Below are 20,273 nucleotides of genomic sequence, written 5' to 3'. Positions count from 1 at the left end.
ACCACAAAAACCGTTCTTTCTGACTAGGGAACTTTCTCCCCTGAGAAAGAACGGTTTTTCTGTATGCCTCAGTTGTGCTATAGGGGAGTTCTATGTTTTTGTAGAATTAACTTTCTTCACGTCATAATTAATTCCTAATTTCAGTTAATTCGACAAACATTTTAAAATACAAGTGATAGATTATTCGTGTATTAAATCATAGAAAGGGTGAGCGCTTTCAATAGCGTCAGCAAACTGATTTCCATTCGAACTATTCTACTATCTGTTTTACTTCTGTTTATGATTTCCCCTTTGGTCGTAATTACCTATATTACATACAAAAAGGAAAATGAATTATTTCAAACACAGATGAGCCAGTATTTGTTGCAAACGGTTGCACAAACTCAGAGGGCACTGGATGCCAATCTGTCAGAGATTGATCGGCTCACATGGACATTGTTATATGAGCAGTCGCTTGATTTTATTAACGGTCCCTTGGATTCCCCGTATCGATTATTTGATGCGAATCAAAAATTTAAAAGCATGGTGTATTCCAATCTGTTTCGGGGCAGGCTGGAGCACATTCGCGCGATTTATTTCGTTACATCGAGTAAAGATGTTCTTTCGACAGAAAATTTATTTTATTCATTTGAGCAAGTTAATCGAGTGAATTATCAATTCATGACGGATCAACTGGAGAAGCAGCCCTTAAAGATGAGCTGGTTCAGCGACAATGCCATTTTTGTCTTAAATCCCACTTCTTTATCAACCAATTTTTTTCGATTTTTGATTGCAATACAGTCAAATTGGATATATAGTAGGGTAAAAATAAAACGCTTTCATTTCTGGGTAATACTCTTAAAGCGATTTAATAAAGGGTTTCTTTCTATATTAAAATATGCATGAAAAGTGTTCTATCTGAGACATTGAAAGTTCAAGAATAACTGCGGAGGGATATTCTTAAAAACAGTCCGTTTTTTTAATGATGATAATGATTTTTGCAGCTTGTGAGGATGATAGTGATTCAAAAGCAAAGACAACAATTAGTAATGCAACAACTACTCCTACTCCTACTCCTACTCCTGCATCCTCATGTGGGTGGATGCACAAGATCATTATAAAAAGGTGTATTTTCATGAGATTTTGAATCTTAACGACATTTTCTTCCTCAGGCTGTAATTTTTATTATTCAAAATTTATGTTTCATAATCAACCTGTTCATACAAAATAGGATGAACTCGTTATGGCTCCTACTCCGTCATGTCTGAAATACCCTATAGCCCTTCTCTTTAAAATGGAAGTACGTGAGCTCCACTTTGAAGAGATGGGTTCGTTTACTTTTACTAACAAGCAATACACTTCAACAATGTAATAAAAATATTATGAGTCAAATTATTTTCTCTGTCGTCCACTATTCGGAAGAGATGGAGAAAGCTAATTTTTGTAATTAGCGATTAAATATAGGGTTTGAACATAGAAGACCAAAAGACATACGGGATACGTGTGTTTTTTACGTCTCCTTTTTTTCATGCCCGAAAACAGGGAGGCAATGTACATGCAGCTTGTTGGTAATATGAATCACTTAGCCAGAATTGTCATTCGTCCTAACTATCATCGGATACGAGTAATGGAGCCTGGCGATCCGCCAAAGTATCTTACTTTAATCTTCTATCCAATTCCGAAAATTGTATGAATATTTATGCAAAGAATGCATGAGTGTAGATTATCTGTTATAAATAATTTTGAAACAGAGGCTCTATCGGGATACAGCAGAGGTCAAATTACTTTTAATTATGAAACAAAATAAACGGAGCCATGCGGGTTTGCGGGTCTGTTTTCTAATTATTTATGAAAGATCACATTTTTTTTTTTTTTTTTTTTTTTTTTTTTTTTTTTTTTTTTTTTTTTTTTTTTTTTTTTTTTTTTTTTTTTTTTTTTTTTTTTTTTTTTTTTTTTTTTTTTTTTTTTTTGTGTGATTTTTCTCTTATTTTTCATGTTTTTTTGCCACTATTACTACAAAGAGAACACTATTATTTCAAATTCACGCCGGTTTCAAATCATGATTATTGTCATTTGCATCGTTGTTACAGTGGCCAAGTTCATGTGCTTGTTTTTGCATATAGGGTGACCAATAATGAACAAGTTGAAGCCCATCAATCAATTCCAGAACGACTTCTTTTGCATACTTTTGTGCGTTTGAAGTAAATCCACTTGTCGTAAGTACAATGCCACTTCTAGCATTCTGTTTGACAATTTGAGAATGGATAATGGCAATTGGATCAAAAGAGACATCCTCTTTATAGCATTTTACTTGAACAAGAAAGAGACCGTTACTCCGTTGATGTTCGATGTCTACCCATAATCGCCCGAACTTTGAGTAACATATGTTTTCCCTCCGATTGTTTTATACATTTGGTTATTCGTACTAAGTAATTTAGTGGAAAGTGGGCGGAGCTGCAAGCTATGCAAGGCATAAACTTGGATCGATTCAGATCATGAAAAAGCAGATGGGATACACCTCATCTGCTTTTTTAATAATATTCATTTCGGAATTGTTTTCGGCTTTCTAATACTTTTCTTCGGTATATGCCTGGGGTAACGCCAGTAAACTTCTTAAATAACTTATGAAAATAAGGTAAACTCTCATAACCGCAATTGTGGGCGATCGTATCAATACCTAAGTTGGTAGTTAAAAGCAGCTCCTTTGCAGTTGAAATTCGCTTGGCATTCACATAGTCAGTGATATTCATCCCGGTTAATTGTTTAAACGCTCTAGATAAATGAGCGGCTGATACTGAAGAGTGCTTAGCCAAATACGAAAGTCCAGCGATTTGGTCAGTGTGAAACTGATCTAAGTGTTGAAGTATGTTTAGTAACCAGGAGGGACAGACATCGGACGCGGCCAGTTGATGATGGGATTCTTTTAATATCAAACGATTTATGATGATCAAAAGGCTATTTAAATTCAGTTGAACAGCATATCTAAAACCAGCTTCGTGTTGTTCCAATTCTTCATGCATTTGTTTGAGTTTTTCTTCAAACAGAGGGCGTATGGTTGCTGGGACAACAAGCTTATAGCTCTTATTTTTTCGGGCTCGGTCAAAAACTTGCATATTCGTAAACGAATCAGCTGATGAATAATGTCCGATCAGTTGCGGATCGAAAAAGATAGCAGTGGCCGTAATAGGAGATTCAGAATCTGGCAATGCCTGATGGATGGTATTGCCAGGAATGATGAAGAGGTCTCCTTCATTCATCTCATAGAGCATTTGATTTAAGAAAAACGTACCTTTTCCACTATAAACATAAACTAATTCAAAGCGATCATGAAGATGCTCTGGTAGTTCACGGTTCGGTGTCTTTTTGTCCTTAAATACAATGTCAAATGGCAAGAGGGGGTCGTTAATAAAGTTTTTTATTAGCGGTTTTTGCATTTTCCGAACCTCCCTAGATCATCTCACTTCATTAATTTGTCTTATTTATAGAATATCAAAATAGAGTATGTTTTTGCAAAGGTAAAGAATTAACAAATGCCGTAGTCCTGGTACAATAATAGGTATGCACACCGAAATCAAGGAGGCTATGCATGCTAAAAAATTGATGCCATTAAATTTTTGGAGTATGCAGCGGAAAGATTATGGATGGATTACACCGAAGTTGACGGAGGTACTGAGACTTTTTGCCTGCAAGCTCATCAACTGGACGGAGATATTGTTATCTATACAGCACTAATTTTGGAAGAAACTCAAATTATTCTATTATAGGCTGACGTAGTATTTGTGTTGTTCGGAAAATCTCATCAAAGGAGCCAGTCATCGATGGACGTCGTATACCAATTTGAAGAAGTAGCGAGACTTCCCTTACCCGGGGATAACTGCGCCGTTGCGATTCAGCAATTGAACTCCGGTACCACCATTCAGTATGAAGGCCAAATCCTCACCTTGGATTACACGGTTATGGAAGGCCATCGATTTGCGGTGAAAGCGATTGCTCCTGGTGAAGATCTGCTTTCGTGGCATTTGCCATTCGGCGTGGCGATTCAGCCGATTCAGCCCGGCCACTATGTGATCAACGAAACAGTACGGGAAGCGCTCAGTGTGCGCCAACTGACATTCGCGGTGCCGGCGGAGCCCAATTTCGCGGATCAAGTTTCTCCTTTTATCTTTGACGAGGAGAACTTCCGGCCGGCTCAGGCATCGCCAGCTTATACGGATACCCAAACTTTCATGGGATATCGCCGCCATAAAGATCGCGGGGTTGGCACCCGGAACTACATCGTACTGCTCGGCACCACCTCGCATACGGGGAGCTACGTGAATGAGCTTGCCACTCGTATGCAAGGCGAATGGAAGAAAGATTCGAATATAGACGGGATCGTTCCCGTCGCTCACACCGAGGGCGGCACAGAAAAGCCGAATAATGTGGACTTGCTGCTGCGGACGCTCGCAGGTTTCATGGTCAACCCGAACGTCGGAGCGGTATTGGTTGTCGATTATGGTAATGAATCGGTCACGAACAAGATGGTGGAGGCTTATGCACGTGAGCATAGCTATCCGATCGATGAAGTCCTGCATAAGTTCGTGTCGCTCACAGGCAGCTTCGAAGAGGAGCTGGTTAATGGTGAAGCTTTAGTACGCGAATGGCTATCAACGGTCAACACGATGCAGCGAACGCCTGAATCCATCTGCCACTTGCGAATCGGATTGCAGTGCGGCGGTTCGGACGCATTTTCCGGGGTATCCGCGAATCCGCTTCTCGGATGGGTTTCGGAACAATTGGTGCGTTACGGGGGTGCGGCTAGTCTAGCTGAAACGGATGAGTTGATTGGCGCGGAGCCCTATGTCCTCTCGAAAGTACGAAACGTTGAAACCGCTCGCAAATTTCTGGAACTTGTGAACCGATTTAAGGAGCGCACGTCTTGGCACGGCACCAGTGCGGAAGGTAACCCGTCAGGTGGCAACATGTATCGCGGCTTGTACAACATCTATCTCAAATCTATAGGCGCCGCTATGAAGAAAGACCCGACAACGCGGATCGATTATGCAACTGAGTACGGGGAGCTCATGAAGGATGGCGGTTACTATTTCATGGATAGCCCTGGCAATGACCTGGAGAGCATCGCCGGACAGGTAGCCGCAGGCTGCAACATGATTTTCTTTACAACGGGAAATGGTTCGATCACTAACTTTCCATATGTGCCTACGGTCAAAGTGGTCACGACAACTCGCCGCTTCCAATTGCTTTCGAACGATATGGATGTGAACGCGGGGCAGTATCTGGAAGGCAAGTCGATGGATGAGCTGGGCCAAGAGGTATTCGAGTTGGCGCTCCAAATTGCCTCTGGTCAGCGAAGCGTCGGCGAGAAGGCGGGCCATGCCCAAGTACAAATTTGGCGCAACTGGCAGCAGAACGATGCGAGTCAACTGGAGATGCTGCTTCACACTCCTGTACCGACAGGAGCTCCGATAGACATTCAAGATGATGCTATAACGATGGCTAACCCGATCCAATTTTCCTTTACTCGACATCGCAATCGGCAGTCTAGTGACAATATTGGCTTGATCGTGCCGACCAGTCTTTGTGCTGGACAGGTAGCGGGCATGATCACAAAGCGCCTGAACGAGCAAGGAGCGGGGCAGCCTGAGCTCTCGCGCTTCGTAACATTGGCGCACACGGAAGGCTGCGGCACCTCAGGGGGGCCAGCTGAATCTCTGTTTGCCCGTACGATGATCGGCTATATTACGCATCCGATGGTGGAGCATTGTTTGCTGCTGGAGCATGGCTGCGAGAAAACGCATAATGACTACATGCGCCATCAGATGGATGTGATGGGCGTCGATGCGAGCCGTCTTGGATATGCCAGCATTCAGCTCGACGGCGGAATTGCCAAGGTCAGCGAGAAGGTAGAGGCCTGGTTCGCCGATCGATTGATTGAGGCCGATACTGCGGAAAAGGTGACGGTCGGTTTGGAAGGGCTGCGCATCGGGATCGTAAGCGTTGGTGCCATTAACAAAGATGCCGGCGAGCAGCTGGGACTACTAACCAAGCTGATTGTCGGATCCGGAGGCTTGGTCGTCGTTCCCGATAACAGCGGATTGCTAACCGAGGATGCATTCAGTCAGCATCTATTTAGCGCGTATCAAGTCGGGCCGTCTATCGCCTATGGGGAACATGTCCGCCGAAACGGCTTCCACATTATGGATACGCCAACAAAGCATGGGGTGGAGACGATCACAGGACTCGCCGCCACAGGTGTGGAATTAATAATTGCATGGATCGGTGATCGTCCGATGCAGACGCATCCTTTCGTTCCAATGCTGCAAGTGACGTCGGAACAGGCCGTGCTGCATAATCATAAGCAAGATATTGATTTGGAACTCGAGGGCAACCCGAGTTTATGGGTGAATCATATTCTCGAGCGCAGCAAAGAAATCTTAGAACATACTTATGTACCGCGTCTCTATCAGCAAGGTAATATCGATTTTCAAATGACACGGGGTTTTTTAGGCGTGTCGTTATAAGGCAGACAGTAACAGAAAGGGAGGAACACTCCATGTCGAACGCATTATTATCCAAACGACCGTTTGGTCGTACCGGCCTCTTCATATCGCCGCTATGTATTGGAGCCGCTCCGCTCGGGGATATGCCGGAAACCTTTCAATATAGCACGTCGGAGGAACAAGCTTTGGTAACGCTGCGTACCGCTTTCGAAAGCCCGATCAACTTTATAGATACGGCTGCAGCATACGGCGAAGGTGAGAGTGAACGGCGGATTGGCAAGGCTATTCGAGCGAATGGTGGTCTTCCGGCTGGGTACGTGTTGGCTACCAAAGCCGACCGCGACTTCAAGACCGGCGACTTCAGCGGTGAACAGATCAAACGTTCCATAGAAGGAAGTCTCGAACGATTAGGACTTGATCGTCTGCAATACGTTTACATCCACGATCCTGAACATACCACCTTCGAAAATGTTATGGGAACCAGTGGACCTTTAGAAGTACTTCATAAGTTTCAAAAGCAAGGCGTCATCGAACACATCGGCATATCCGGCGGACCGATCGATATGCTCATTCGTTATGTCGAAACGGGAGCGTTCAGCGCTGTAGAAACCCACAATCGATATACGCTGCTCAATCGAGCTGCTGAACCATTGCTTGATGTCGCTAGTCGCATGGGCGTCGCCGTCATTAACGCTGCTCCTTATGGCAGCGGCATATTAGCTAAAGGTCCGGAAGCATACGCTCGGTATGCCTATAGCGATGCTTCGCCAATCATAGTGGAACGAGCACGTATGTTTGCCAAAGTTTGCCAGGAATACGATGTGCCACTAGCCGCCGCAGCGCTTCAATTTTCACTTCGCGACCCGCGGATCGCCAGCACGGTCGTCGGCATGAGTAAACCGGAACGGGTAGCCCAGACATTGGAGCTCGCGAATTACCCGATTGCCGCTGAACTATGGCCGGCGCTTGATGAATTTGGCTATGATACGGAAGATCCCGAAGGGAATTGATTTGCTTAGTGGGTAGGGGAAATCATGGTCATCTAGATCGATTCGTGACCGAGCTGCTCGGGTGATTCATTGAATTGGAACAATAATCTCGTCTCTAAGAGAATGTCTTTGGGGCGGGATTTTTTAATTACTTCAAAAAGATGATTTATACTGGAATTAACTTAACTGGGACGCAGCGATAACAGGACTGTCCACAAAAAAAATGATGCAATTCCCACCATATGCCCCTTCTCAAGACAAGGGGTTTGTGTTAAACTCAAGATGTCTGATAACCTGATAAGTTAACGAAAGAAAGTGGGGCTTCTCATGAAGGTTTCCTTATTTATTACGTGTCTAAGTGATGCATTATATCCCAAGGTCGGCGAAGCGATTGCAAGACTACTCGGGCATTATGGAGTTCTGCTAGAATTACCGACTGTACAAACCTGCTGCGGTCAGCCTGCATACAACAGCGGCTACTGGGATGAGGCGCGAACAACAGCGAAGACGCTACTTACCGCATTTGAAGATAGCGATTTTGTGATTTCGCCTTCGGGCTCTTGCACGTTTATGATTCATCACTACGCGAATCTATTTAAGGATGAGCCGGAGTGGCTGGAGAAGGCCATACAGCTTCAGAGTAAGACCTATGAATTCACACAGTTCCTTGTAAGTGTTCTTAATATCACGGACTTGGGTGCTGTTTTCCCACATAAAGTGACGTACCACCCTTCCTGTCACGGAAGTAGACTGCTCGGCGTCAAATCAGAGCCGCTCGCCCTCTTGCAAAACGTCAAAGAAATGGAGCTAGTGCCGCTTCCTTTTGCTGAGGATTGCTGTGGATTTGGCGGAACCTTCGCAGTAAAGATGGCCGATATTTCCGGTGCGATGGTACAGGAGAAAGTAGATCATGTGAAGGAAACTGAGGCAGAGGTGCTGGTTGGGCTGGATTTGGCTTGCTTGATGAATATTGCGGGCAATTTGCGTTATCGGAATGAGCCGGTGAGGGTGATGCATCTAGCTGAGCTGCTATATGAAGGGGTGAAGCGAGCATGAGTCACACGACGGGGAAATCATCAACGGTTAAGGAACGGGCGGATATCGCGCTGAATGATGAGTTTCTGCGCAAAGCGGTTAAGTTTACGACGGAGCGCCTGCGCGACGGCAAGTTGAAGGCAGCTGCCGATCATGGGAACTGGGACGATTGGCGGGAACGCGGCAGACAGATTCGTTTGCATACGATCGCTCATTTGGATTATTACTTAACGACGTTTGCGAACAATGCGAGAGCGAATGGGGTTCATGTGCATTTTGCGGATACGGATGTTGAGGCGGTCAAAATTTCCTTGGAAATAGCAGCAGCCAAACAAGCCAAATCGGTCGTCAAATCCAAGTCGATGGTGACGGAGGAGCTGCATTTGAACAAAGCGCTGGCTTCCATCGGCGTCGAAGCAATAGAAACAGATCTAGGCGAGTACATCATTCAGTTAGCGGACGAAACACCATCCCATATTATCATTCCAGCTATACATAAAAATAGATATCAAATCGCTGAGCTATTATCGAAGGATGCTGGGGAGACGTTGGCCCCGGATACGACGATTCTGGCTGGCTATGTTCGCAAGAAATTAAGAGAGAAATTCCTGGAAGCGGATATTGGGATGACGGGCTGCAATTTTGCCATTGCGGAGAGCGGATCGATGGTCTTGTTCGAAAATGAAGGCAACGCCCGCATGGTCACAACGGTGCCCAAGACACAAATCACGCTCATGGGGATGGAGCGCATTATCCCTACGTGGGCTGACCTCGAGGTCATGGCGACACTACTTCCGCGCTCAGCAACGGGACAAAAACTGACCGTCTACATGTCAGGCATCACAGGTCCGAGAAGAGATTTGGACGCTGATGGGCCGGATGAGATGCACATCATCATCGTAGACAACGGGCGCTCGCAGCAGCTCGGAGACCCGGAGTTCCAAGAGTTGCTCAACTGTATCCGTTGCGGCGCATGTTTGAACGCGTGTCCGGTGTACCGCCATATCGGCGGTCATGCCTACGGCGGCACATACAGTGGCCCTATCGGAGCGGTGCTCACACCAGCACTTAAGAAAAACGTGGCGGAATGGGATGACATCGCCAATGCTTCAAGTCTTTGCGGAGCCTGCTATGAAGCATGCCCGGTGAAGATTCCACTGCATGACATGCTGGTGTCACTGCGCAGGCGCAAGGTGGAAGCGGGCCATGTTGACAAGATCGAGGCAGTGGGTATGAAGGGCTTTGCTGCGGTGATGGGCAATGCCAAGCGTCTCAACGCCGTACTCAAGCTGGGCAGAATCGGCCAAAAGCTGGTCGTCCGTGAAGGGGGCATTCGTCTGAAGGTCGGTCCGCTCAAAGGGTGGAACTCCTATCGCGTAACGCCGAGCCTTCCGAAGGCATCCTTCCGCGACGGCTGGAAAACACTCGAGCAAGAGATTCGTCATGGGCTTACGGAGGCTGATCCTGCTATCCAAGCAAGAATGGCGGACGCACTAGCCGCTCGGGGCAAAAAGGGAGGAAACCATCATGGCTAGACGAGACATTACGCCAGACTGGCAGTCGAAGTTAAATAAGCTGGATCAGCAATCCCTGGCTGAGCAAGAACGATTCATCCAAGGCATCGCCCAGAAACTGGGGCGTGCACGGGTAACAGAGAAGCCTGCACATCCTTTCCAAGGGGCATCGGATAGCTGGAAAGCTTTTGACTGGTCACCCGAGGAGCGCATCGAGAACTTCACGGCCAACTTCCATGCCGCAGGCGGGCATGTTGTCAGAGTCCCTTCGATGGAGGCGGCGAAAGCAACCATCCAAGAACTCGTGGGCACGCTAAGTGTCAGACGTGTGATCCACCAGAATCAAGCGGAGTTACATGCGCTGGAACTAGCCGATGCTCTCCCAGAAGTCGATCTAGCGGTGTGGAATACCGATGAAGAAACCAACTGGAAGGCCAGCGCAGCGAATGCCGATCTGGGTATCGTCCTTGCTGACTATGCGGCGGCTTACACGGGATCGCTAACTGTGTTATCATCGAAAGAAAAAGGCCGTTCGGTCAGCCTGCTGCCAACGGCATTGATCGTCCTGCTGCCGATTGAACGCTTGAAAACGAGACTAGGCGAAATTCTCACCCCATTCGATCAGATAGCAAGGAAAGACCTGCCTGCCGGCATCCACTTCATCTCAGGGCCCAGCCGTTCGGCGGACATTGAGAATGATTTGACGATCGGTGTGCATGGTCCAGGGATTGTTCACGTGCTGCTTATCGGATAGAACCTGATAGAAGAGGTACCCCTATGGAAGTTACGAAGCTGCACAAACAGAATCACTATGATGAGATTGCCCAGCAGATCAAAGATATGATTGTACATGGCCAGTTGAAAATGGGCGATAAGCTGCCTTCCACGAAAGAGCTGTCCGAGCGTTTCGGCGTCGGTCGTTCCACGATGAGGGAGGCTCTCAGCGCCTTAAAGGCGATGGGTCTTATCGAGATTCGCCAAGGCGGCGCGTGTCGCGTGATTCGGCAAGCGCCTGCCGAGGTGTCACTGCCCGAGTGGACGTCACTTCGCATGAATCGGACGACGCTCCTCGAGCTCATGGAAGTGAGACAATCGTTGGAGATCTCGATCGCAGCCATTGCTGCGCGGAAGAGAACGCCCGAGGATCTCGCACAACTCCAGCTCATCATGCAGGATATGGAGAACTCGATTAACGATGATGCAGAGGGTGAACGAACCGATCTTGTCTTCCACGAGCTGCTTGTGCAAGCGACGCATAACGCAATCATGATGCAGACGTGCGATTCGATCCGCAACGCGATGGAAATGATGATTCGCGACATTCGTCGTGCGGAGCTGTATGCGAATCAGGAAGTGGCTGTTCAGCTTTTGAAGGAACATAAAGTTATCTATGAAGCGATTCACAGCGGAGATCCTGAGCTAGCCTCTCAAGCGATGCGAGTGCATTTGGAGCATGTGGAAAGTATTTTAATCAAATATATATAAAATGTGAAAAAAAAACGGCCATTCCCAAAGGAGATCGGTCGTTTTCGCATTTCCCAATTTGGCTAGCTTCCAGCAGCACGCAATCGGAGCACATAATTGCGTTCAAACTGATCGGCTGATAAAGGCCCAGCCAATAAGTAACCTTGTACCTGGTCACAGCCGTGACTTTTTAGAAAATCAAATTGTGCCTTTGTTTCAACGCCCTCCGCAATAATATCCAGCTTTAAGCTGCGTGCTATTTCAATTTTTTATTCTAATGAATTCTGCAACAAACCATCAATTTCGCAGCGCTGTTCACTTAATTCTAACAAATTCTGAAACAACAAAAACGGAGCGCTGCGGGTTTGCGGGCTCCGTTTTCTAATTAATTCTGGAATATCACTTTTTTTTTTTATAAATTATAAGTTCCTACTGAGAAGGTATCGCAGTGGTTCCGGCGGTTCTTTTTTAATATCCGTCGCTTGTTATATTTACAGTATTCGGTAAAAAGACGTTTGATGGTCTGGTAAAAATTGTATTTCATCACTTTGGAAAAAAATGAGCCGGATTATGAAGGTTAACCTCAATGACATATATTGCCCTTCTTGTCTACCGCCAGATCGATCCCGCTTTGGTATAAAATTTTCCAAATTGAACATCATAAACTAAAATGTACCAAAAGGAGTCGTTCCACATGGTTTCTTTGACGTTTATATTTGTATTCTTAAGCCTCATTACGGTTTTGGCTCTCTTCGACGCAATCATCTACCAGCAATCTTTGTTTCAATCTTACCTGGAATTGGCAAGCATTCACACGAGCTTCGGGGGGCCCATCCTGCTCCTGCAATTAGTTATGGCATTGGTCGTAAGTCTATTTATGGACATCAAAAAATTTCGATCGGTATACCGCAATGAATCCAAGTCGTGAGCAAATATCTCTATCACAACTATTTTTGCTGATGGTTACATTTGAAACAGGCAGCGCCATCATTTTCGGCATCGGCAGCGATGCTAAACAGGACGCATGGATTTCGATCTTACTGTCATCTGCAGTGGGAGTCGCTCTGCTGCTGATCTACTTCGGGTTTATGCTTCGGCTGCCAGAACGGAATTTCTTTCAAATCATGGAATTTGCCATGGGTAAGCCAATTGCGGCCGTATTTATTTACCTTTATGTTATATATTTCTTCTACATTTGCATACGGGTAGATCGTGACTTAATAGAGATCATGAAAACCACACTCTTGACCCAGACGCCAGTTGAGATCTTGCATCTTTTCTTTTATATCCTTTGTATGTACCTTACAAGCTCGGGGATTCAAATCATGGGTCGGATCGGAGAGTTATTTGCTCCGCTCTTGATGGGTTTTTTATTTCTGATCGGCATTCTTTTAATTGCCGACGGGGACGTCTCGTATAAAAGACTGTTGCCCGTTATGGGCGAAGGTATCGGACCGATTATTAAAGCTGCATTCCCGAGCGTGATTACTTTTCCGTTTGGTGAGTTGATCGCATTCACAATGTTCATTCCGTTCACCTCGCAGTTCTCGAAAGCTCGGCGCGTCGGTATGTTTGCTATCTTAGCTAGTTCTTTTGTTATCGTCTTCTCTTGTATTATCCAAATCGGCACGATTGGCATAGATGCAAGAACAAGGGCAACCTTCCCATTGCTTAGCGCCGCACGCATTTTAACCATAGGATATTTTATTGAACGTATTGATGCGCTAGCGACATTCATCGTGATGCTGGGCATCGTGATCAAAGTGTCCGTCTTCTTTTACGGCGGACTAAAGGGATTGGAACATTTGACGAACGTACGATATCAATTGTTTGTCATTCCAATTGGGTTGATCCTTTCGGTCTTGTCTGTTGTAGTTTCCCATAATTTTGCCGAACACGTTTTTGAAGGCATTAAACTCGTTCCCTATATCCTTCATATTCCGTTTCAAATCGCTTTTCCATGCGTATTATGCGGAATCGTAATATGGAGAACTAGAAAACGGGCAGCTGCAGGCAATAAATAGTAAGGTGGGACTTTCCGATGAATAATACAGATCAAGCAACGACGAGAAACTCGCTGCTTCCCGAAGGAATGAACAATGCTCCCTTATCGCCCATTTTGGAAACGAATCTGGATAATCTCAAAGCGGCGTTCGGCAATACCCTTGACATTCGCTTCGACCGGATGCTTGTGGATAGGCAAAGCGCCTTATTATGCTTTCTCGATAGTATGACAAACACGCAGGAAATAGACACCATCAGACAGCCTTTACTGTCTCCTGCCCATGCATCCCAAGATTTCAATGACTTGGAGCATTTCCGGATGCAGCTGTTTCCGGGATTTTCTTATCTCATCGTAACCGAACTTGAGAAAGCTTTATCAAGCCTATTGGACGGATATGCTTTATTATTCTTCGATCAAATTGATAAAGCTCTTGCTCTTTCAATTGTTAATCTCAAGTCCCGAAGCATCGAAGAGCCTACCACGCAAACCATCATCCGTGGTCCGAAAGATTCGTTCACGGAAAATATGCAAACAAATATTTCCCTTGTCCGGCGCCGGATCAAACATACCGCTCTTCGATTTGAATCCCTACAGCTAGGCAAAGATACGAATACCTCGGTTGTCATGGCATACATGCAAAATATTGCAAACGAGCACATCGTGGCGGAATTGCGCCTCCGTCTGCAGCGGCTGCAAATTGGCGCGTTGATGGATTCTTCTGTTCTCGAAGAATCGCTAAGCGACAATATGTATTCGCCTTTCCCCATGTTTCTTAACACAGAAAGACCTGATACTGCAGCCGGCAGCCTAATCCAAGGGAAGATAGTTGTCATCGTGGATGGAAGCCCGTTTGCGATTATAGCTCCAGCTGTGTTCAACGATTTCTTCCGAAGCCAGGAAGATTATTATCAATCCTACCTAATGTCAATGTTCATCCGTTTGATTCGTTTCATTTCGCTTTTTCTTGTTACGATATTGCCAGCGTTTTATTTGGCAGTCACGACCTATCATCAAGAACTGATACCGTCCTTGTTGTTAATCACGATTGTTTCACAACGGGAATTGGTTCCTTTCCCTACCGTCATCGAAGTACTGCTTATGGAAACCACCTTCGAAATTCTCAGGGAGGCTGGAATACGTATGCCGAGAGCTGTCGGCAATGCGGTGTCCATTGTCGGTACTTTGGTAATCGGACAGGCTGCAGTCGAAGCTGGTATCGTGTCGAGTGTTATGGTCATTATCGTTTCGCTTACAGGAATTGCCAGTTTTGTCGTGCCTGTTTACTCCATGGCACTTACTCTTCGTTTGCTTCGTTTCATGTTAATCCTATTAAGTGCTGCATTGGGTTTATACGGTATCGGGTTCGGTTTAATTCTCATCATGATTCATTTAGTAAAGCTAAATTCGCTGGGAATTCCTTACTTAACACCATTAGCGCCTTCCTCTCGACGGGATATTATCGGGGTATGGATTCGTCTGCCTTATCCAAAAATGTTCCAAAGAAGCTTCTTCTTAAAAACAAAATCGCCGCTTTACAAAATGAACAAAAAAACAAAAGATTGAGGGGCCTCCAGCAATGAATACGATCAAACGATCTCTATTATCGGGAATAGCACTGCTAATCCTATTGTCAGGATGTGCCACAGTTGAAATGAACAATTTATTTGTTGTATTTGGGATGGCATTGGATAAAGGCGAGAACATGAAATGGAAGCTTTCCGTACAAATTATTAATCCGACGGAAATGGGCAAAAAAACAGGGGGAGGTTCTATTCCAGCTATCGTTTATAGTCAGGAAGGGAATTCGGTAGAGGAAATACGCCGCAAAATGAATGCAGGGCTTCCTCGAAAATTGATTTATTCGCATGTTCGAGTATTTGCACTGAACGAGGAAGTGGCCCGTGAGGGCAATCTGGATTTTTTGGATTTTCTGGAAAGAGATTGGGAACTGCGGGACGATTTCAACATGGTCTTAGTTACTCGCGGCACCGCTTTGGAAGTCATCTCTACTCTTATACCGGCAGGTATTTCACCCTCGACCAAATTGTTTCGGCAAAGCGACAATTTTAATAATGATTGGGGAGGAGCTTCGCAAGTCAAGATGAAAGACATGATCGAAGCGTTCACATCTGAAGGAAGGGACCCTGTCATCGACACGGTTACCGTCCAAGGGAATGCGAAAACAGGCTCGAAAGATGAGAATTTAAAATCCGTTATCATTCGTAATAATGTGATCTTGTCGGGACTAGGCGTGTTTAACAAACAGAAACTTGTCGGACTCCTCAATTTAGATGATACGCGCAACTACTTATGGACACAGAACATGATTAAAAACACTGTAGTGACGGTACCCTGTAAAGACAACGGGCATTTTGATGTCAGTGTTTATGATTCAGGAACAAAAATAAAGGCGTTTTACAGTGCCGGCACCCCTATCGTAACCGTTAAAGTATTCATCAACGGCATCGTTGAGGGGATTTCATGCAAAGCCGATTTATCCAAGCCTCAAACATTCAAAAAACTGGAACAATTGGCTGAGCTTAAATTAAAAGCATCCATAGAGAGTACCATGAAGAAGGTGCAGGTCGAATACGGATCTGATATTTTTGGATTCGGTGAAGATATGTACAGACAGGATACGGCCGCTTTCAAAAAAGTTCGTCAAAACTGGAACGAAGAGTTCAAGCGCGCAGTGCTTAAGGCAGACGTCTCCATCTATATAAGAAGAACCGGACTAAAGATGAAAAGCTACACGGATGAGATTAAGTAAAACTGAGTTCTCTCCGAAGTCAATAGGGATAGACCTCTACAGCTTTGTATTATACCCATTTAAAAAAGCCGCGAAAGCTTGATATTACGTGTTTTTTTTCGTTTATGCCCAAATTTTCCATTATTCTTTTATTTGGCTTTAGTAAACTGATAAAAGTGATGACTTGAAAGTTGCTAAAGTTAAGTGGAGTAAAACGCCGATGCCGTTTACTAAAATCGTGATGGGGGTAAGATGTAAATGAATCGAAAAGTCATGCGGATTTATCGTAACTTATTAAGTTTCATGCTGGGATGCTGATTTTTTTGTCAGGCATATCCTATATGGGCGCACCAATGGTTGCCCAAGCAGCGTCCAAACAATGGGTCGGTGTAGGCTTCGGCGATTTTTCGAGAGGTGTTGATTTTTTATACAAGTATAGCCATCGACAGCAGCGACACGCCCTATGTTATGGCGTACCTCTTATCTTAAGAGGACGCTTTTTTCATGCGCTGGGAAGAATCATGACGGTGAATTTGGAGATGGATCGAAGTTATTAATGAAATAAAATATTTAATACTAAAATTCGTTAGAAATGAATGTATATTTATGCAAGTGCAGTTAAAAGTCTAGAATATTTTTCTAACTAATTCTGCAACAAACCGCCAATTTTGCCGCGGTTTACTTCAAATTTTAATGAATTCTGGAACAACAAAAACGGAGCGCCACGGGTTTGCGGGCTCCGTTTTCTAATTAATTATGGAATATCACATTTTTTGTTTTTTTTGTTTTTTTATTATTTTCATAATTAACTTAACTGTAAATGTTTCGAAATTTATTGTAGTTTTTGTTTCAAAAAAACTGTGAACCAGATTCTAAGATTTTATATCGCCGCGCGGGTTTTCAACAATACAATTAATTTAATAATGTGCTAATACCTGAAGAAGAGCTTGATTTACAAAAGTTGAGTGTTTTATTGAGAGTAAGTAAAAGGAAACTTTAATCCATATAGACAAAGGTTATTATTTTGTAAATGTGGATTTGACTTTAGAGATTCAAAAGTAGAAATAACACTATCATCATTTTTAAATTATTTAAATGATAGGTTTAATAATACTAATTATTATCAACCGGGAACGAAAGGCTTGGCGCAATGGTATTCTGTAAGGCTAAGGCGATTCGCGAGTCATCGAAAATGACTGGGGGAAACCTCTTCTTTTTTCAGAATGAAGTTACGGAAGGGGATGCGAGACCTGTCCTTGGGGGAATTCTCTCAGGAAAAGAGTCAGTGGTTGAGGATTCCAGCTTAGAGGGGAAATTGACTTCCTTCTGAAGCTGTCTTACAGAGAATTGAGCGTGGGATTGGGCGTTTAGAGGGTTGAATATATGTAAATATCAAAAAACAGTATATCAATGCTAGATTACGATATAGGATGAATAAAATATAATGTTAAAATAAAGATTGCATGGAGGGGTCAGAAGATAATGGCTCTTTGAGGCTTTTTTTCTTAACATATTAACGGAGGTGCCCCGCGATATCTTGCTCGAACACTATGAGGAAGTACGGTGGAGAATAAATTGAAGTATGTACCGCTACAGGCTCTGTATGGAAGGAGTTAGCGGCAACTTTTTTGTGAAGAGGAGCGAATCATTTGAAGCTGAATTACACGAAACCTGCATCCTATTGGACAGAGGCGCTTCCGTTAGGAAACGGCCGTATCGGAGCGATGGTATTCGGAGGGATTGAGACCGAACGCTTGCAGCTGAATGAGGATACTCTATGGTCGGGGGAACCGAAGGACGGGACGAACCCGAACGCCCAGAAGGCGCTTCCTGAAATTCGCCGTCTAATTAACGAAGGGAATTATGAGGAAGCGGACGCTCTTTGCCAAAAAGCGATGGGTCCTTATACGCAATCATATATGCCTTTGGGGGATTTGACCGTACACTTTTATCACGGCGATAATGCCACACAGTACGAACGTTTGCTGGATCTGGAGACGGCGTCCGCATCGGTTCGGTATAGGATCGGCGAAGTCACATACACCCGAACCTGCTTCATTTCCTTCCCGGATCAAACTCTTGTTATGCGGATCGAGGCTGACCGTCCTGGCATGCTGAACTTTACGGCCAAGCTATGGAGTCCGCTCCGGCATCAAACCGGTCCCGAGGGCGAACGCATCGTGATGAGAGGTAGGGCTCCGGTCCATGTAGACCCGAATTACTATCAGACCAACAATCCGATTCGCTATGGCGAATCCGGCACACGCTTCGATGGAAGGCTCGCTATTCGGACCGAAGATGGCCGCACCTATGCCGATCATGACGGACTGCATGTCGAATCTGCTACGAGCGCGACCATCATTTTCAGCGCAGCAACAAGCTTTCATGGTTTTGACCGTAATCCGGCAACGGAGGGTGTCGACCCTTCCCCAATCGCAGAGAGACACTTGAACGCGGCTCTTAATAAGACCTATTCAAAGCTTTATGCCTCTCACATTGCCGATTATCGCGTTTTATACGATCGAGTTATCCTTGATTTGGGGCCATCCGACATTCCGGGCGACGTACCGACAGATATACGCGTTGCCGAATACGGAGCGAAGGACAAGAAACTGGTGGAACTCCTGTTTCAATTCGGCAGGTACCTGCTGATCGCGAGTTCCCGGCCCGGCACGCAGGCGGCGAATTTACAGGGAATTTGGAATAAGGAAATACGGCCGCCCTGGAGCAGCAATTATACGTTAAATATAAACGCGGAAATGAATTATTGGCTCGCGGAGACGTGCAACTTGGCTGAATGCCATGGGCCGTTGCTTGATTTCATCGGCAATTTGGCCAAGTCGGGGGCGGAAACCGCGCGCATCAATTATGGCGCCCGAGGATGGGTCGCGCATCACAACAGCGATATCTGGTGCCATTCCGCGCCGGTAGGAGACTTCGGCAACGGGGACCCCGTTTGGGCGAGTTGGTTCATGGCCAGTCCTTGGCTAAGCCAGCATCTGTGGGAGCATTATGCATTCGGTGGAGATACGTCGTTCCTTCGTGACAACGCTTATCCGATTATGAAGGAAGCGGCTCTCTTCTGCCTGGATTGGCTGCAGGAGGAACCGGACGGTCGGCTGGCCACATCGCCATCCACCTCCCCCGAGCATAAGTTTGTATTGCCGAACGGCCAAATGGCTGCCGTCAGCAAAGGGGCGACGATGGATCATGCACTGATCTGGGACTTGTTCACGAACTGCATCAAGGCGGCGAATATACTTGGAATGGACGATAGCTTCCGGGAGGAGCTGGCGGAGGCTAGGTCTAGGCTGCTTCCGTATCAGATCGGCAAATACGGTCAGCTTCAGGAATGGTTTCTTGATTTCGAGGATCAGGATGTGCAGCATCGCCATGTGTCGCATCTGTTCGGCGTTTATCCCGGCTGTCAGTTGACCGCGGAGGCTACGCCGGAGCTATTCGAAGCGGCCCAGCGCTCGCTCGAACGGCGCAGCGATATCGGCACTGGCTGGAGCCTCGCGTGGAAAATCAGCCTGTGGGCACGATTCGGCGACGGAAACCGCACCTTGCAGCTAATCGGGAACGTGCTGAATCTCGTTCACACCGATGTGGGCAGCGTCACAGGCGGCGGCGTTTATCCGAACCTATTCGGCGCGCATCCGCCGTTTCAGATCGACGGAAATTTCGGCTTAACGGCCGGTGTAGCCGAAATGCTGATGCAGTCTCATACCGGTGCCATCCGTCTGCTGCCTGCTCTTCCAAATGCATGGGAAACCGGCTCAGTCAAAGGACTTCGAGCAAGAGGGGGCTTTGAGATCGGCCTTGCCTGGGAGAACAACGCGCTCGTAAAGGCAGAGATTCGTTCGCTTCTCGGCGGTCCTTGCTGTGTTACGGCATCGGTTCCGCTGAAGGTGGAAGCGGACGGCAGAACCGCCCAGTTCGAAAGCAACGCATGCGGGACGATTGCTTTCGATACGGAGCCCGGGTTTATTTATAAGGTTAAGCCTTCATAGCAAACCCGCGGCATTTCTAAAACAA

General features: G+C 45.8%; 18 protein-coding genes. 14 read left to right on the top strand and 4 right to left on the bottom strand.

Going from position 1 to position 20,273, the window contains the following annotated elements; all coding sequences use genetic code 11:
- Window positions 1-363 precede the first annotated feature (363 nt).
- Together ASD40_RS30400 and ASD40_RS37605 are read left to right on the top strand one after the other, a co-directional pair.
- On the top strand, window positions 364-885 hold the full coding sequence (locus tag ASD40_RS30400; protein WP_156390243.1) for a hypothetical protein: 522 nt from the start codon (window positions 364-366) through the stop codon (window positions 883-885).
- 649 nt (window positions 886-1,534) lie between these two features.
- On the top strand, window positions 1,535-1,672 hold the full coding sequence (locus ASD40_RS37605; protein ID WP_156390242.1) for a hypothetical protein: 138 nt from the start codon (window positions 1,535-1,537) through the stop codon (window positions 1,670-1,672).
- A 149-nt stretch (window positions 1,673-1,821) separates the two neighbouring features.
- Here ASD40_RS37605 and ASD40_RS37600 read toward each other — a convergent pair whose 3' ends face one another.
- The 3 genes from ASD40_RS37600 to ASD40_RS30395 all read right to left on the bottom strand — a co-directional run bounded on the left by ASD40_RS37600 (window position 1,822) and on the right by ASD40_RS30395 (window position 3,413).
- Complete coding sequence (locus ASD40_RS37600; protein WP_156390241.1) at window positions 1,822-1,974, bottom strand: hypothetical protein; 153 nt, start codon at window positions 1,972-1,974, stop codon at window positions 1,822-1,824.
- Window positions 1,975-2,020: 46 nt separating this feature from the next.
- The gene (locus ASD40_RS39550) at window positions 2,021-2,329 is read right to left on the bottom strand and encodes a restriction endonuclease (protein ID WP_442952752.1); all 309 of its coding nucleotides are present in this window, start codon (window positions 2,327-2,329) and stop codon (window positions 2,021-2,023) included.
- Between the two features lie 181 nt (window positions 2,330-2,510).
- Window positions 2,511-3,413 carry an AraC family transcriptional regulator gene (locus tag ASD40_RS30395; RefSeq protein ID WP_057306858.1) on the bottom strand — a complete coding sequence of 301 codons (903 nt, stop codon included), beginning with the start codon at window positions 3,411-3,413 and terminating at the stop codon, window positions 2,511-2,513.
- A gap of 384 nt (window positions 3,414-3,797) precedes the next feature.
- Here ASD40_RS30395 and ASD40_RS30390 point away from each other — a divergent pair, with 384 nt between their 5' ends.
- The 6 genes from ASD40_RS30390 (at window position 3,798) to ASD40_RS30365 (ending at window position 11,502) form a co-directional block, all read left to right on the top strand.
- Window positions 3,798-6,500: a UxaA family hydrolase gene (locus ASD40_RS30390; RefSeq protein WP_057306857.1), complete on the top strand. Its 2,703-nt coding sequence runs from the start codon at window positions 3,798-3,800 to the stop codon at window positions 6,498-6,500.
- A 32-nt stretch (window positions 6,501-6,532) separates the two neighbouring features.
- Complete coding sequence (locus ASD40_RS30385) at window positions 6,533-7,489, top strand: aldo/keto reductase (protein WP_057306856.1); 957 nt, start codon at window positions 6,533-6,535, stop codon at window positions 7,487-7,489.
- 306 nt (window positions 7,490-7,795) lie between these two features.
- Window positions 7,796-8,524, top strand: a complete 729-nt coding sequence (locus tag ASD40_RS30380) for a (Fe-S)-binding protein (protein ID WP_057306855.1) — start codon at window positions 7,796-7,798, stop codon at window positions 8,522-8,524.
- Entirely contained in the window at window positions 8,521-10,038 is a 1,518-nt protein-coding gene (locus ASD40_RS30375) for a LutB/LldF family L-lactate oxidation iron-sulfur protein (RefSeq protein WP_057306854.1), read from the top strand. The genes ASD40_RS30380 and ASD40_RS30375 overlap by 4 nt, the downstream gene beginning before the upstream one ends.
- A complete protein-coding gene (locus tag ASD40_RS30370) occupies window positions 10,031-10,771 on the top strand; it encodes a LutC/YkgG family protein (RefSeq protein ID WP_057306853.1) in 741 nt (246 codons plus the stop codon). Before ASD40_RS30375 ends, ASD40_RS30370 begins: the two co-directional genes overlap by 8 nt.
- 23 nt (window positions 10,772-10,794) lie before the next feature.
- The gene (locus ASD40_RS30365) at window positions 10,795-11,502 is read left to right on the top strand and encodes a FadR/GntR family transcriptional regulator (RefSeq protein ID WP_057306852.1); all 708 of its coding nucleotides are present in this window, start codon (window positions 10,795-10,797) and stop codon (window positions 11,500-11,502) included.
- 62 nt (window positions 11,503-11,564) lie between these two features.
- Here the strand turns inward: ASD40_RS30365 and ASD40_RS39545 are convergent, their stop codons facing one another.
- The gene (locus tag ASD40_RS39545) at window positions 11,565-11,741 is read right to left on the bottom strand and encodes an EAL domain-containing protein (RefSeq protein WP_442952751.1); all 177 of its coding nucleotides are present in this window, start codon (window positions 11,739-11,741) and stop codon (window positions 11,565-11,567) included.
- A gap of 434 nt (window positions 11,742-12,175) precedes the next feature.
- Here ASD40_RS39545 and ASD40_RS30360 point away from each other — a divergent pair, with 434 nt between their 5' ends.
- The 6 genes from ASD40_RS30360 to ASD40_RS30330 all read left to right on the top strand — a co-directional run bounded on the left by ASD40_RS30360 (window position 12,176) and on the right by ASD40_RS30330 (window position 20,248).
- A complete protein-coding gene (locus tag ASD40_RS30360; protein WP_057306851.1) occupies window positions 12,176-12,409 on the top strand; it encodes a hypothetical protein in 234 nt (77 codons plus the stop codon).
- Entirely contained in the window at window positions 12,393-13,505 is a 1,113-nt protein-coding gene (locus ASD40_RS30355) for a GerAB/ArcD/ProY family transporter (RefSeq protein ID WP_057306850.1), read from the top strand. The genes ASD40_RS30360 and ASD40_RS30355 overlap by 17 nt, the downstream gene beginning before the upstream one ends.
- A 17-nt stretch (window positions 13,506-13,522) precedes the next feature.
- Window positions 13,523-15,049: a spore germination protein gene (locus tag ASD40_RS30350; protein ID WP_057306849.1), complete on the top strand. Its 1,527-nt coding sequence runs from the start codon at window positions 13,523-13,525 to the stop codon at window positions 15,047-15,049.
- A gap of 13 nt (window positions 15,050-15,062) precedes the next feature.
- On the top strand, window positions 15,063-16,256 hold the full coding sequence (locus ASD40_RS30345) for a Ger(x)C family spore germination protein (protein ID WP_057306848.1): 1,194 nt from the start codon (window positions 15,063-15,065) through the stop codon (window positions 16,254-16,256).
- Between the two features lie 302 nt (window positions 16,257-16,558).
- A complete protein-coding gene (locus ASD40_RS30340; RefSeq protein WP_057306847.1) occupies window positions 16,559-16,792 on the top strand; it encodes a hypothetical protein in 234 nt (77 codons plus the stop codon).
- Between the two features lie 1,092 nt (window positions 16,793-17,884).
- Entirely contained in the window at window positions 17,885-20,248 is a 2,364-nt protein-coding gene (locus ASD40_RS30330; protein ID WP_057306845.1) for a glycoside hydrolase family 95 protein, read from the top strand.
- The last annotated feature ends 25 nt before the right edge of the window (window positions 20,249-20,273 follow it).

This window comes from Paenibacillus sp. Root444D2, assembly GCF_001426375.1.
GTDB lineage: Bacteria > Bacillota > Bacilli > Paenibacillales > NBRC-103111 > Paenibacillus_E.
This window is presented reverse-complemented; position numbering and strand designations above follow the sequence as displayed.

Excerpts from the sequence above, each read along its gene's own strand:
- ASD40_RS30355 (WP_057306850.1), top strand. The coding sequence starts at position 12,393 with ATGAATCCAAGTCGTGAGCAAATATCTCTATCACAACTATTTTTGCTG.
- ASD40_RS30360 (WP_057306851.1), top strand. The coding sequence starts at position 12,176 with ATGGTTTCTTTGACGTTTATATTTGTATTCTTAAGCCTCATTACGGTT.
- ASD40_RS30395 (WP_057306858.1), bottom strand. The coding sequence starts at position 3,413 with ATGCAAAAACCGCTAATAAAAAACTTTATTAACGACCCCCTCTTGCCA.
- ASD40_RS30385 (WP_057306856.1), top strand. The coding sequence starts at position 6,533 with ATGTCGAACGCATTATTATCCAAACGACCGTTTGGTCGTACCGGCCTC.
- ASD40_RS30370 (WP_057306853.1), top strand. The coding sequence starts at position 10,031 with ATGGCTAGACGAGACATTACGCCAGACTGGCAGTCGAAGTTAAATAAG.
- ASD40_RS30365 (WP_057306852.1), top strand. The coding sequence starts at position 10,795 with ATGGAAGTTACGAAGCTGCACAAACAGAATCACTATGATGAGATTGCC.
- ASD40_RS30350 (WP_057306849.1), top strand. The coding sequence starts at position 13,523 with ATGAATAATACAGATCAAGCAACGACGAGAAACTCGCTGCTTCCCGAA.
- ASD40_RS37605 (WP_156390242.1), top strand. The coding sequence starts at position 1,535 with ATGCAGCTTGTTGGTAATATGAATCACTTAGCCAGAATTGTCATTCGT.
- ASD40_RS37600 (WP_156390241.1), bottom strand. The coding sequence starts at position 1,974 with ATGAAAAATAAGAGAAAAATCACACAAAAAAAAAAAAAAAAAAAAAAA.
- ASD40_RS30345 (WP_057306848.1), top strand. The coding sequence starts at position 15,063 with ATGAATACGATCAAACGATCTCTATTATCGGGAATAGCACTGCTAATC.
- ASD40_RS30390 (WP_057306857.1), top strand. The coding sequence starts at position 3,798 with ATGGACGTCGTATACCAATTTGAAGAAGTAGCGAGACTTCCCTTACCC.
- ASD40_RS30380 (WP_057306855.1), top strand. The coding sequence starts at position 7,796 with ATGAAGGTTTCCTTATTTATTACGTGTCTAAGTGATGCATTATATCCC.
- ASD40_RS30375 (WP_057306854.1), top strand. The coding sequence starts at position 8,521 with ATGAGTCACACGACGGGGAAATCATCAACGGTTAAGGAACGGGCGGAT.